The sequence below is a fragment of the Xanthomonas sp. CFBP 8443 genome (genome assembly GCF_025666195.1).
Lineage (GTDB): Bacteria > Pseudomonadota > Gammaproteobacteria > Xanthomonadales > Xanthomonadaceae > Xanthomonas_A.
Genome location: NZ_CP102592.1, coordinates 1,333,068 through 1,345,966, shown reverse-complemented (window position 1 = coordinate 1,345,966; position 12,899 = coordinate 1,333,068). Strand labels below are relative to the sequence as shown.

General features: G+C 68.5%; 10 protein-coding genes and 2 pseudogenes. 2 read left to right on the top strand and 10 right to left on the bottom strand.

Going from position 1 to position 12,899, the window contains the following annotated elements; genetic code table 11:
- Positions 1-25 precede the first annotated feature (25 nt).
- The 4 genes from folC to NUG20_RS05725 all read right to left on the bottom strand — a co-directional run bounded on the left by folC (position 26) and on the right by NUG20_RS05725 (position 4,984).
- Positions 26-1,297, bottom strand: coding sequence for a bifunctional tetrahydrofolate synthase/dihydrofolate synthase (folC, locus tag NUG20_RS05740; protein ID WP_263398400.1), 1,272 nt, complete (start codon positions 1,295-1,297; stop codon positions 26-28).
- A 129-nt stretch (positions 1,298-1,426) separates the two neighbouring features.
- Positions 1,427-1,984 (bottom strand): hypothetical protein, encoded by a 558-nt coding sequence (locus NUG20_RS05735; RefSeq protein ID WP_263397444.1) that lies wholly within the window; start codon positions 1,982-1,984, stop codon positions 1,427-1,429.
- A 23-nt stretch (positions 1,985-2,007) separates the two neighbouring features.
- A complete protein-coding gene (locus NUG20_RS05730) occupies positions 2,008-2,652 on the bottom strand; it encodes a histidine phosphatase family protein (protein ID WP_263397443.1) in 645 nt (214 codons plus the stop codon).
- 178 nt (positions 2,653-2,830) lie between these two features.
- A complete protein-coding gene (locus NUG20_RS05725; RefSeq protein ID WP_263397442.1) occupies positions 2,831-4,984 on the bottom strand; it encodes a S46 family peptidase in 2,154 nt (717 codons plus the stop codon).
- 162 nt (positions 4,985-5,146) lie between these two features.
- Between NUG20_RS05725 and tdh the strand changes: the two genes are divergently transcribed.
- Entirely contained in the window at positions 5,147-6,178 is a 1,032-nt protein-coding gene (gene tdh, locus NUG20_RS05720; protein ID WP_263397441.1) for an L-threonine 3-dehydrogenase, read from the top strand.
- Between the two features lie 122 nt (positions 6,179-6,300).
- Here the strand turns inward: tdh and NUG20_RS05715 are convergent, their stop codons facing one another.
- From NUG20_RS05715 to NUG20_RS05690, 6 genes and pseudogenes are all read right to left on the bottom strand, one after another.
- A complete protein-coding gene (locus NUG20_RS05715) occupies positions 6,301-7,008 on the bottom strand; it encodes a TorF family putative porin (protein ID WP_263397440.1) in 708 nt (235 codons plus the stop codon).
- Positions 7,009-7,356: 348 nt separating this feature from the next.
- Positions 7,357-8,400: a sulfate/molybdate ABC transporter ATP-binding protein gene (locus tag NUG20_RS05710; RefSeq protein ID WP_263397439.1), complete on the bottom strand. Its 1,044-nt coding sequence runs from the start codon at positions 8,398-8,400 to the stop codon at positions 7,357-7,359.
- Between the two features lie 7 nt (positions 8,401-8,407).
- On the bottom strand, positions 8,408-9,367 hold the full coding sequence (cysW, locus tag NUG20_RS05705) for a sulfate ABC transporter permease subunit CysW (RefSeq protein WP_263397438.1): 960 nt from the start codon (positions 9,365-9,367) through the stop codon (positions 8,408-8,410).
- Between the two features lies 1 nt (position 9,368).
- A pseudogene (locus NUG20_RS05700) lies at positions 9,369-9,809 on the bottom strand (ABC transporter permease subunit); the annotation flags it as partial.
- Positions 9,810-10,055: 246 nt separating this feature from the next.
- A pseudogene (locus tag NUG20_RS05695) lies at positions 10,056-10,469 on the bottom strand (molybdate ABC transporter permease subunit); the annotation flags it as partial.
- Positions 10,470-10,473: 4 nt separating this feature from the next.
- Positions 10,474-11,496 carry a sulfate ABC transporter substrate-binding protein gene (locus NUG20_RS05690; protein ID WP_263397437.1) on the bottom strand — a complete coding sequence of 341 codons (1,023 nt, stop codon included), beginning with the start codon at positions 11,494-11,496 and terminating at the stop codon, positions 10,474-10,476.
- A gap of 199 nt (positions 11,497-11,695) precedes the next feature.
- Between NUG20_RS05690 and kbl the strand changes: the two genes are divergently transcribed.
- Positions 11,696-12,898, top strand: coding sequence for a glycine C-acetyltransferase (kbl, locus tag NUG20_RS05685; RefSeq protein WP_263397436.1), 1,203 nt, complete (start codon positions 11,696-11,698; stop codon positions 12,896-12,898).
- Position 12,899 lies beyond the last annotated feature (1 nt).

Below are 12,899 nucleotides of genomic sequence, written 5' to 3'. Positions count from 1 at the left end.
AAGGTCGAGCCGGCCGCGGGCGGGGTCAGCCGGCTGAATGCAGCCAGTGCAAGGCGTCGGCGGCGGTGCGGAACGAGCCGAATACCAGCACCCGATCGCCCGGCTGCGCCTGCGCCAGGGCCTGCTGCAGCGCCTGCGCCACGCTGTCGGCGACCGTGGCCGCAGCCGCCGCGTCGGTACCGGCCAGACGCGCCTGCAGCTGCGCACCGCTCTGGCCGCGCGCGCCCGGCAGCCCGGCCAGGTACCAGGCAGCGACCTGCCCGGCCAGCGCCTGCACCGCGCCGGCCGCGTCCTTGTCGGCCAGCGCGGCGAACACCGCGCGGGTGCTGCCGGCGCGCGGTTGCGCCTGCAGCGCCGCGGCCAGCTCGCGCGCGGCCTGCGGGTTGTGGCCGACGTCGACCAGCACCTCCACGCCATCGCGCACGAACGGCTGCAGGCGTCCGCGCAGCTGCGCCGCGGCGACGCCTTCGGCATAGGCGTTGCGCGGCAAGGCTTTGCGCAGCGCGCGCAACGCGGCGATGGCGGTGGCGGCATTGGCGCGCTGCACCGGCGCGCGCAGCTGCGGCGATGGCAGTTCCAGTGTGGTGCCGACGTCGCGCCAACGCCATTGCTCGGCGTCGATCGGCTCATGGAAGAAATCGCTGCCGGCGCGGATCGCGTTGGCGCCGATCGCATAGGCGCGGCGCAGCACGCTCGACGGCGGATCGATCTCGCCCAGCACCAGCGGCTTCCACGGCCGCGCGATGCCGGCCTTCTCCGTACCGATCGCCTCGCGGTCCGCGCCCAGCCAGTCGGTGTGGTCGATGTCGACGGTGGTGATCACCGCCACGTCGGCATCGACCAGGTTCACTGCGTCCAGGCGCCCGCCCAGGCCCACTTCCAGCACCGCCAGGTCCAGGTCGGCCTGCTCGAACAGCCACAGCGCGGCCAGCGTGCCGTATTCGAAATAGGTCAGCGGCGTGTCGCCGCGCGCGGCCTCCACCGCCTCGAAGCCGGCCACCAGTTGCGCGTCGCCGGCCTCTTCGCCGCCGATGCGCACGCGCTCGTTGTAGCGCAGCAGGTGCGGCGAGGTGTAGCTGCCCACCGCCCAGCCGCCGGCGCGTGCGATCGCCTCGACGAAGGCCACGGTCGAGCCCTTGCCGTTGGTACCGCCGACGGTGATGACCTTCTTCGCCGGCCGGGTCAGGCGCATCCGTTCGGCCACCGCGCGCACGCGCTCCAGGCCCATCGCGATGTCCTGCGGGTGTTGCTGCTCGATGTAGGCGAGCCATTCGGGGAGGGTTTTCACGGCATTCACGGGCATGAGAAAGGGAACCAGCAGCCTCTCATTATCGCGATTTCAGCAAGCGCAAGCGGCGCGGCATCCGGCAGTGATCCCTATCCGCAGGCGTCACCAGACATCACGCCCGCGCAGCACCGTGCGTCGCTATTGAGTGGTGTAAACCTTTTCGATTCGCATGCCGAGCGCAGAACGCTGGCCGGTCAACAGCACGGGTACCTCCTGCTCAGGATGGCGTCGGTAGAAGGATTCGCTGATGCAAAGATATTTCGGGATCGAATGCTTCATCGGCCCGCCTAGCAATCGGTAGTCGCAGGAGCGCCGGCTGTGCTGGTAGTGCGCTTGCATGACGTAGACCTCGCGAAACGGCGTACCTGCCATCCGCGTGAACATCCACGGCAAGCTCTTGGCCACGATCAGCCAGCTCATGAAGCCAAGCAGCAGCGGCGATGCGAAGATCATGAAGACTGAAAAGAGCGGGCCTTTTTCGGTAATGACAGACAGTCGCCCCTGGCGATGCCCATGCACGAACAGCAAGGCAGTCAGCACGCCCCCGACAAGCAGCATCGGCAACAGCCACTGTCGTCCGTACGGAAATACCGCCGGCACGAAATCAACGAACATGCCCAGCGGTACAAGCCCCAATAGGGCGAGCAACGCGAGCAGCTTGCCCAACAGGACATACTTTTCTTTCTTCCAAGCCACCGTCCACCTCCATGTGGCGCGAATCAGAGCGCCCGGTGCTTGGCCTCGCCGAAGAACGGGGTGTGGTGCGCGCAATCGTTCAGGCGCACCACTTCCAGATGCTCCACGTCCGGGCCTTCGAGCAGGTTCAGCGTGGTCGGCGCCTGGCGGAAGCTCCACAGCTTGGCAATCGGCAGGCCCAGCACCCGGCACAGGATCACCCGGTTGACCGCATCGTGCGCCACCACCAACAAGGTGTCGTCCCCGCCCAGGCCCTCGGCGGCGCGGGTCAGACCGCGCCAGGAACGGTCCAGCACCTGGCGCAGCGATTCGCCGCCCGGCATCAGCACCGTGTCCGGCTCCTCGCGCCAGGCGCGCAGCCGCGCCGGATCCTTATCGTTGATCTCGCTGGCCAGCAGGCCTTCCCATTCGCCGTGAGCGATTTCCTGCAGGTCCGGATCGGTCAGCAGCATCGCCTCGCGCTCCGCGCCGAGCGCGTAGCGGGCCGTGCTCTGCGCGCGCGACAGCGGCGAGGCCACCGCGCGAGTCAACGGCACCTCGCGCAAACGTGCGCCGAGCGCCTGCGCCTGTGTTTCGCCGACCGGCGACAACGCGATGTCGATCTGGCCCTGGTAGCGGCCTTCGGCGTTCCACGGGGTTTCGCCGTGACGAGCGAGCAGGATGCGCATGCTGCGGAATTCCGTTTGGGAGAGGTCCCGCCTCGCGAACGAAACGGAGCGGCATGATACCTGCTCCGTTGCCGGAAACCCCCGAACCGCATCCCGCTCCGCCGCCGCAACCGCCGCCGTTTAGCGGCGGGCAGGCCAGGCACTGGCGGCGGCCGCGCGCCGCCGCCGTGCCGCGCGGTTACTGCTTCAGGTTCAGCTCTTTCAGCAGCCGCGGCGCCGGCGCCACTTCCTGCATGATCCAGTGCAGGTAGCGCGCATCGACCGCGATCATCCGGGTCATGGCCGGGTCGAACACCCAGTTGGAGCTCACCGATTCCCAGTTGCCGTCGAACGCCAGGCCGACCAGCTTGCCCTGCGCATCGAGCACCGGCGAGCCGGAGTTGCCGCCGGTGATGTCCAGGTCGGACAGGAAATTGACCGGCACCGAACCCAACCGCTTGTCCTCCAGCCCGCCGTAGCGCTTGGCCTTGGCCGCGTCGAGCAAGGCCTTCGGCGAATCGAACGGATCGGCACCGGTGTCCTTGGCCAGCACGCCTTCCAGCGTGGTGAACGGGGTGTAGGCCACGCCGTCCTTGGGCGTATAGCCCTTGACGTTGCCGAAGGTGATGCGCAACGAGGAGTTGGCGTCCGGATAGACCGACTCGCCCTGGCTCTTCTTGTAGTCGGCCAGCGCCTGCAGGTAACGCGGACGCGCCAGCAGCTCCTCGCCTTCGCGGCGCTTCTCCTCGCGCTCGATCTGCAGCAGCGCCGGCATCAGCGCGACCGCATAGCGCAGCGCCGGGTCGTCGCTGGCTTCGAACGCGGCACGGTCGGCGCGCAGCCACTTCAGCCGTTCCTCGGTGCTGCCCAGCTTGGTGCCGGCCAGGCGCGCGGCGGCGGTCTGCGCATCGGCGCCGGCCAGCCACTGGTCCAGCGCCGGCAGCCGCTGCGCCTTGGGCAGCTTCAGGTACTGGTCGAACCAGTAGCGCTGCAGTTGGCCATCCATCGAGGCGACGTAGCGGCGCTCCATCTGCTTCTGCGCGCCCTCGATCTCCGGCAGGTCGCGCTCCTGGTAACCGGGCTCGCGCTCGGCATCGGGCTTGGCGCGTTCGATCGACAGGCGGTACAGCGACACCGCACTGCCGAGCACGCCGGTGCGGCGCAACTGGCGCAGCACCAGATCGCGGTCGCGGGTCGCCTTGGCCTGGTCGTCCAGCGCCAGCAACTGCGCATGCGCCTGCAGGGCCGCCTTGCCGTCGCGGCCCTGGCGCTTGAGCCAGGCCAGCACCGCGCGCTCTTCGGCCTGCTTCTGCGCAGCCGCGTCGATGCGCTTGAAGCCCTCCAGCTGCCCTTCGTAGTTCTTGGCGACATTGTTCCAGCTGGCCATCGTCGCCGCGTACTTCACCTGGATGTCCGGGTCCTGCTTGCCGGCCTGCTCGACCAGCGCGATCAGGTCGCGGTACTGGCGCCCTGCGGTCGGATAGGCCCAGCCGGCGGTGGCATCGAACTCCGAGGCCAGCGCGTACCGGTTGGTGCGGCCCGGATAGCCGGCCACCATCACGAAATCGCCGGCGCCCAGCGGCTGGTCGGCGAACTTCAGGAAATGCTTGGGCTGATACGGCACGTTGTCCTTGGCGTAGGCGGCCGGCTTGCCGTCCTTGCCGACATAGGCGCGGTAGAACGAGAAATCGCCGGTGTGCCGCGGCCACATCCAGTTGTCGACGTCGCCGCCGAACTTGCCGATCCCCGACGGCGGTGCGTACGCCAGGCGCACGTCGCGGATCTCCAGGGTGCGGAACAGCCGGTAGGTGTTGCCGCCGGCGAAGCTGTACAGCTCGCAGCGGTAGCCGGCCTCGGCTTCGCAGGCCGCGACCTGGGCCTTGTCGAACGCCTCCAGCGCCTGGGTGCGCTTGAGCGCGTCGGTGCCGGCAACGGCCATCGCCGCCTTGGCCTGCTCGGTGACGTCGCTGATGCGGTCGAGCACGTAGATGCGCGCGTTCGGCCCGGCGCTGAGTTCGGCGCCGGCGCTGGCGGCGCTGAAGCCGTCGCGGATCAGGTTCTTCTGCGGCGTGGAATTGAGCTGGATCGCGCCGTAGGCGCAATGGTGATTGGTCACCACCAGGCCCTGCGGGGAGACGAAGCTGGCGGTGCAGCCGCCCAGCGACACCACCGCGCCCATCGGATCGCCGGTCAGGTCGGCCAGTTGCTGCGGCGACAGCTTCAGTCCGGCCTGCTGCAGCGGGCCGGCGATATCCGGCAATTGCTGCGGGACCCACATGCCTTCGCCGGCATGGGCGGCCGGGGCACAGGCCAGGGTGGCGACAACGGCGACAGCCAACAGATTCGAGCGCATCGAATGGATTCCTTCGCGACTAACGTTAGACAGACGTTAGATTGTAACGAACGCAACCGATCCCGCGACCGTGACCAACGGCACCCCGCACGCGCCGCAACATGGCCGCGCCCGCGGGCGGCTTATACTTCGCGCCCTCCCAACCCCGAGTCTTGCACCGCCATGGCGCAAACAATGAAAGCGCTGGTCAAGCGCGACGCAGCCAAGGGCATCTGGCTGGAACAGGTGCCGGTGCCGGTACCCGGCCCCAACGAGGTGCTGATCAAGCTGGAGAAGACCGCGATCTGCGGCACCGACCTGCACATCTACCTGTGGGACGAATGGAGCCAGCGCACGATCAAGCCCGGCCTGACCATCGGCCACGAGTTCGTCGGCCGCATCGCCGAGCTCGGCTCGGCGGTCAGCGGCTACCAGATCGGCCAGCGCGTGTCGGCCGAAGGCCACATCGTCTGCGGGCATTGCCGCAACTGCCGCGGCGGCCGCCCGCACCTGTGCCCGAACACGGTCGGCATCGGCGTCAACGTCAACGGCGCCTTCGCCGAATACATGGTGATGCCGGCCTCCAACCTGTGGCCGATCCCGGACCAGATCCCGTCGGAACTGGCCGCGTTCTTCGATCCGTACGGCAACGCCGCGCACTGCGCGCTGGAGTTCGACGTGATCGGCGAGGACGTGCTGATCACCGGTGCCGGCCCGATCGGCATCATCGCCGCCGGCATCTGCAAGCACATCGGCGCGCGCAACGTGGTGGTCACCGACGTCAACGACTTCCGCCTCAAGCTGGCCGCCGACATGGGCGCCACGCGCGTGGTCAACGTCGCCAACACCTCGCTCAAGGACGTGATGGCCGACCTGCACATGGAAGGCTTCGACGTGGGCCTGGAGATGAGCGGCAACCCGCGCGCGTTCAACGACATGCTCGACTGCATGTACCACGGCGGCAAGATCGCCATGCTCGGCATCATGCCGCGCGGCGCCGGCGCCGACTGGGACAAGATCATCTTCAAGGGCCTGACCGTGCAGGGCATCTACGGCCGCAAGATGTACGAGACCTGGTACAAGATGACCCAGCTGGTGCTGTCCGGCTTCCCGCTCGGCAAGGTGCTGACCCACCAGCTGACCATCGACGAATTCCAGAAGGGCTTCGACCTGATGGAAGAAGGCAAGGCCGGCAAGGTGGTATTGAGCTGGTGATGCCTGCCGCGGCGGTGGCGATGCCGCCCGCTGCGTCGGCTGGATCTGCGTAGTCGCTGGTCATCGCACAAAAAAGAAGGGCGCCCCAGGCGCCCTTCTTCGTTCGCGGCGCTGCGCCCCGATCAGAACGCGATCATGCCCGAGACCACGACACGGTGGTCGGCCAGCTTCTCGCCGAAGTTCTGGTTGCCCTTGTCGTCGGTGTCGTAGTAGCCCACGCTCAGCGCCAGCGGACCGACCGCCTTGCCGACGCTGACGCTGTAGTCGGTGTAGTCCTGGTACTGGGGCAGCGCGCTGGCATAGGTGGTGCGGCCGACGTGCGCGCCGATGGTGAACTCGTGCGGCAGGGTCCAGTTCCCGTCCAGCGCGTAGTAGAAGCTGTCCTCGTCCAGGCCGTAGATGTCGTCGGTGTAGGCGACGGTCAGCGCGTAGGTGTCGAGGAACTTGGTCTTGGTGATCAGCTCGTTGTAGTTCGAACCGCCGGCGCCGGGATAGCCGTAGCGGTTGATCATCACGTCGAAGTTCCAGTTCTCGGAGAAGTCGACGTTGTAGCCGATGAAGCCGTCCACTTCCCAGTCCGGATCGCCGGCGCCGAAATCGACGTTGGAGCCCCAGGTGCCGACGTACAGGCCGAACGGCGAGGTGTAGGTGAGGCCGGCCTGGAACGCGGCGCCTTCGTCGGTCTGCGACACGCCGCGGAACACGTAGTCGCTGACCACGCCGTAGGAACCGGAGATCGGCGAGGCAGGCGCCTCGTCCTGGGCCAGGGCACTCAACGGAGAGGCGGCCAGCGCTACGGCCAGGGCGACACCAAGCTTGATCTTGTTCACCGGTAATTCTCCTGCGGTTGTCGAGGGGTGGTTCCAGCGCCTTGCCCCGCACTGGCTTCACACTTTTTTAACCGCTTTTTTCTTGCAGTGCAACACTTTCAAGACAAACCAGTCATTGCAGGCCTTGCGCGGGCGTTCTTGGGGTCAAAGCTTGTCTACGTCATGCCACGCGGTCGGCGCCGGCACAGGCCGGTCGGCAAACCACTTGTGGGAGCGACTTCAGTCGCGACGGGCCTCCCCCCGGGAAAGCCTCGTCGCGACTGAAGTCGCTCCCACAATCCGGTCCGCTTGGCCGCAGATGCTCCGTCGAAAACGCGCAAACGCCGCTGCGCGCCTGGCTCCCGATCGCTAGCTGCGCTGCGCGAACAGGCCGAAGCGGCGCGCGCTCAGTTGCAGCACCTGGCCGGGCGCATAGCGCGCCGTGCCCTCGCCCGCCGGCAGTTCCACTTCCACTTCATCCTGGCCATGCGTCAGTTGCGCGCGCAGGCGCAGCCGCGAACCGCTGCGCTGCGAGGACAGCACCGTCGCCGTCCAGCCGCTGTCGCCGGGTGCGAGATCTTCCGGGCGCACGTACAGGTCGACCGGGCCGCTGGACAACGGCGTGTCCGGCGCCGGCAGCGCCAGTCCGGCGACCTGCAGCTGGCCGTCGCGCAACTGCGCCGGCAGCCGGTTGACCGCGCCGACGAAACCGTACACGAACGGCGACACCGGGCGGTCGTAGACATCGGCCGGGCTGCCGAGCTGCTCGATGCGCCCGCGGTTGAGGATCGCCACGCGGTCGGCCAGTTCCAGCGCCTCTTCCTGGTCGTGGGTGACGAACACGGTGGTCAGCCCGGTGCGGTCGTGCAGCTCGCGCAGCCAGCGCCGCAGGTCGCGCCGCACCTGCGCGTCGAGCGCGCCGAACGGCTCGTCCAGCAGCAGCACGCGCGGCTCGATCGCCAGTGCGCGGGCCAGCGCCACGCGCTGGCGCTGGCCGCCGGACAGTTGCGTGGGATAGCGCGATTCCAGTCCGTCCAGTTGCACCAGCGCGAGCAGTTCGGTCACCCGTGCCCGGATCGCCGCCTCGGCCAGGCGTCCGGCGCCGCGGCGCACGCGCAGGCCGAAGGCGATGTTGTCGCGCACCGTCATGTGCCGGAACAGCGCATAGTGCTGGAACACGAAACCGACCCGGCGCGACTGCACCGGCAGGCCGGTCGCATCCTCGCCGTCGATCAGCACGCGCCCGGCGTCGGCATGCTCCAGCCCGGCGATGACCCGCAGCAGCGTGGTCTTGCCCGAGCCGGACGGCCCCAGCAGCGCCAATAGCTCGCCCTGGCGGATGTCTAGGCTGACGTCGTCGAGCGCGACGAACGCGTCGAAACGCTTGCCCAGTTGCTGTACGCGGATGGTCATCGCAACCTCAGTGTCGGTGATTGGCGGCCAGCGATTCGCCGTGGCGCCATTCCAGGTAGGACTTCAGCGCCAGGGTCAGCAGCGCGGTCAGGGCCAGCAGGCTGGCGCAGGCGAACGCGGCGCTGTAGGCGTATTCGTTGTAGAGGATCTCCACGTGCAGCGGCAGCGTGTTGGTGCGCCCGCGGATGTGCCCGGACACCACCGAGACCGCGCCGAACTCGCCCATCGCCCGCGCACTGCACAGCAGCACGCCGTACAGCAGCCCCCAGCGGATATTGGGCATGGTCACCCGCCAGAACATCTGCCAGCCGCTGGCACCCAGGCTCAGCGCCGCCAGTTCCTCGTCGCTGCCCTGCTGCTCCATCAGCGGCATCAGCTCGCGGGCGATGAACGGGAAGGTGACGAAGGTCGTCGCCAGCACGATGCCGGGCAACGCGAACACGATCCGCGGCAGCTGCAGCAGCACTTCGCCGAACACCGGCGAATGCAGCCGGATACCTTCGTCGACCAGCGGCCACGCCCAGCCGTTGCGGCCGAAGATCAGGATGAAGACCAGGCCGGCGACCACCGGCGACACCGAGAACGGCAGGTCGATCAGGCTCACCAGCAGGCGCTTGCCGGGAAAGCGGTGCTTGCTCACCGCCCATGCCGCGGCCACGCCGAACACCAGGTTCAACGGCACCACGATCGCGGTCACCAGCAGGGTCAGGCGGATCGCGGCCAGCGCATCCGGATCGGAGACCGCCCGCCAGAACACGCCCAGGCCGCCGCGCAGCGCTTCGACGAACACCAGCAGCAACGGCAGGAACAGGAACGCCAGCAGGAAGCCCAACGCGCCGAGGATCAGCAACGCCTGCACCCACCGCGGTTCGGTGGTGACCGACGCGGCGCGGCGGCGGACGGGCGGCGATGCGCTCAACGCGTTCTCCGAAAACGGCACGGTCAACGTGGACACGGTATCGCTCATCTCAATGCGCCGCCAGGCCGCGCCGCGCGAACCGCGCCTGCACGCCGTTGACCAGCAGCAGCATCACCAGCGACAGCAGCAGCATCGCCGCGGCGATGGCGGTGGCGCCGGCATAGTCGAATTCCTCCAGGCGGATGGTGATCAGCAGCGGCGCGATCTCGGTCGCGTTGGGCAGGTTGCCGGCGATGAAGATCACCGAGCCGTATTCGCCCACGCCGCGCGCGAAGGCCAGCGCGAAGCCGGTCAGCACCGCCGGCCACAGTCCGGGCAGCACCACGCGGCGGATGGTCTGCCAACGGCCGGCGCCGAGCGTGGCCGCGGCCTCCTCCAGTTCGCGCTCGGCCTCGGCCAGCACCGGCTGCACGATCCGCACCACGAACGGCAGGCCCACGAACACCAGCGCCACCACGATGCCGAGCGGCGTGTACGCGACCTTGATCCCGTCGGCTCCGCTCGCCTGCATCAGCCCGGCATAACCGATCACGATGACGCCGATGCACACTGCGGCCAGACTCGCCGCGGCCACGGCACCGAACAGGCGGCGCAGCGCCAACAGCGGTGCCGGCAGCACGGCATGGCCGCGGCGCAGCAGCGCATAGCCGCCGGCGGACAGAGCCAGCAGCAGCGCCAGCCGCGGCCACAACCAGGCCAGGGTCGGCAAGTTGGCCGCCAACGCCTGCGCCGGCTGCTCCAGCCACTGCCCGACCCAGCCGTTGCCGCCGTACAGCGCGGTCAGCGCGATGCCGGCCACCGCGGTCGGCAGGGCGAACGGCAGGTCGATCATCGCGTCGAACAGGCGCTTGCCGGGGAAGCGGTAACGCACGAACACCCAGGCCACCCAGGTGCCCATCACCGCGTTGAACGCGGCAGCGACGAAGGCGGTGCCGAAGCTGACCCGCAGCGCCGACAGCACCCGCGGTTCGCTCCACACCTGCCACACGCCGTGCCAGCCCAAGCCGCTGGTCTTGAGCACCACGCCCAGCAACGGGATCAGCACCACCAGGCCAAGCCAGGCAAGCGTGATCCCCAGGCTCAGGCCGAGCCCGGGGATCACCCTGCGCCGCGACCGCGGCCGCGTGCCTGCCACGGCATTCACTCCCATCGCGTCACTTGCTCGCCTGGATCTGGTCGAACAGGCCGCCGTCGTTGAAGTGTTCGGCCTGGGCCTTGGCCCAGGAGCCGAACTGCTGGTCGATGGTCACCAGCTGCACCTTCGGCAGGCGCGCGATGTCGGCGCGGTCGGCGTACTCGGGATGGCGCGGACGGTAGTAGTGCCTGGCCGCAATCTTCTGCCCTTCCGGCGAATACAGGTATTTCAGGTACTCCTCGGCGGCGGCGCGGGTGCCGTGCTTGTCCACGTTCTTGTCGACCACCGCCACCGACGGTTCGGCCAGGATCGACAGCTTCGGCACCACGATCTCGAACTTGTCCTTGCCCAGTTCCTCCTGGGCCAGGAACGCCTCGTTCTCCCAAGCCAGCAGCACGTCGCCGATGCCGCGCTGGACGAAGGTGGTGGTGGCGCCACGCGCGCCGGTGTCCAGCACCGGCACGTTGCGGAACAGCGCGCGCATGTAGCCGAGGATGCGCTCGCGGTCGCCCTTGAAGATGTGGTCGGCATAGGCCCAGGCGGCCAGGTAGTTCCAGCGCGCGCCGCCGGAGGTCTTCGGGTTCGGGGTGATCACCGACACGCCGGTGCGCAGCAGGTCCGGCCAGTCCTTGATCTTCTTCGGATTGCCCTTGCGCACCAGGAACACGATGGTGGAGGTGTACGGCGCGCTGTTGTCGGGCAGGCGCTTGGCCCAGCCCGGGTCGATCAGCTTGCCCTTCTCGGCGATCGCGTCCACGTCGTAGGCCAGCGCCAGCGTCACCACGTCGGCCTCGACCCCGTCGATGACCGAGCGCGCCTGCTTGCCGGAACCGCCGTGCGAGGTTTCCACCGTCACCTTGTCGCCGCTGTGGGTCTGTTCCCAGTGCTTGGCGAAGGCCGTGTTGTAGTCGCGGTACAGCTCGCGCGTGGGATCGTAGGACACGTTGAGCAGTTGCACGTCGCGCGCGGCCGCGGTGCCGGCGAACGCGCACAGCGCGAGCGCGAGCAGCGGGCTGAATCGGCGCGGCAGGAGGCTGGGCATGGGCGGATCTCCGGAGTGAGGGGGCGGGCGGCACGGCGGTCCGGCCGCGCGAACCACGGCCAGTGCGCCATGCTGCGCAGCCGCATTCGTGCGGTGAAATGACTTCGCCGCCGATGCTTATGCCATTTGTGCATGACGCCCGCCGACCTTCGCATACGCCGCGTTAAAATCTTCGCTTCTTTCCCTGCGCGTGCCCGTCATGACCGATTCCCGCCTCACCCAGCACTACGCCGACGAACTGGATGCGATCCGCGCGCAGGGCCTGTTCAAGTCCGAGCGCATCATCGTCGGCCCGCAGTCGGCCGAGATCACCCTGGCCGACGGCCGCACGGTGCTGAACTTCTGCGCCAACAACTATCTCGGCCTGGCCGACCACCCGGACCTGATCCAGGCCGCCAAGGACGCGCTGGACAGCCACGGCTTCGGCATGGCCTCGGTGCGCTTCATCTGCGGCACCCAGGACCTGCACAAGCAACTGGAAGCGCAGATCGCCGCGTTCTTCGGCACCGAGGACACCATCCTCTACGCCGCCTGCTTCGACGCCAACGGCGGCCTGTTCGAGCCGCTGCTCGGCGAAGCCGATGCGATCATCTCCGACGCGCTCAACCACGCCTCGATCATCGACGGCGTGCGCCTGTGCAAGGCCAAGCGCTTCCGCTACGCCAATTGCGACATGGCCGACCTGGAAGCGCAGCTGCAGGCGGCCGACGCGGCCGGCTGCAAGACCAAGCTGATCACCAGCGACGGCGTGTTCTCGATGGACGGCTTCATCGCCCCGCTGGACGAAATCACCGCGCTGGCGCGCAAGTACGGCGCGCTGGTGCACATCGACGAATGCCATGCCACCGGCTTCCTCGGCGCGACCGGCCGCGGCTCGGCCGAGGTCAAGGGGGTGATGGACCGGATCGACATCTTCACCGGCACCCTCGGCAAGGCGATGGGCGGCGCGCTGGGCGGCTTCACCACCGGCCGGCGCGAGGTGATCGAACTGCTGCGCCAGCGCTCGCGCCCCTATCTGTTCTCCAACTCGCTGCCGCCGCACGTGGTCGCCGCCGGGATCAAGGCATTCGCGATGCTGGATGCGGCCGACGCCCTGCGCGCGCAACTGGTCGAGAACACCCGCCACTTCCGCGAACGCATGGCCGCGGCCGGCTTCGACATCAAGCCCGGCACCCACCCGATCTGCCCGGTGATGCTGTACGACGCGCCGCTGGCGCAGCGCTTCGCCGAGCGGCTGCTGGAGGAAGGCATCTACGCGATCGGCTTCTTCTTCCCGGTGGTGCCCAAGGGCCAGGCGCGGATCCGCACCCAGATCAGCGCCGCGCACACCCGCGAGCAGTTGGACCGGGCGATCGACGCGTTCGTGCGGATCGGGCGCGAGTTGAACGTGATCCCTGCCTGAG

Bases quoted from the DNA above. Each gene is read 5' to 3' on its own strand.
- NUG20_RS05710 (WP_263397439.1), bottom strand. From the start codon at position 8,400: ATGACCATCCGCGTACAGCAACTGGGCAAGCGTTTCGACGCGTTCGTC.
- kbl (WP_263397436.1), top strand. From the start codon at position 11,696: ATGACCGATTCCCGCCTCACCCAGCACTACGCCGACGAACTGGATGCG.
- NUG20_RS05690 (WP_263397437.1), bottom strand. From the start codon at position 11,496: ATGCCCAGCCTCCTGCCGCGCCGATTCAGCCCGCTGCTCGCGCTCGCG.
- cysW (WP_263397438.1), bottom strand. From the start codon at position 9,367: ATGAGCGATACCGTGTCCACGTTGACCGTGCCGTTTTCGGAGAACGCG.
- tdh (WP_263397441.1), top strand. From the start codon at position 5,147: ATGGCGCAAACAATGAAAGCGCTGGTCAAGCGCGACGCAGCCAAGGGC.
- NUG20_RS05725 (WP_263397442.1), bottom strand. From the start codon at position 4,984: ATGCGCTCGAATCTGTTGGCTGTCGCCGTTGTCGCCACCCTGGCCTGT.
- NUG20_RS05730 (WP_263397443.1), bottom strand. From the start codon at position 2,652: ATGCGCATCCTGCTCGCTCGTCACGGCGAAACCCCGTGGAACGCCGAA.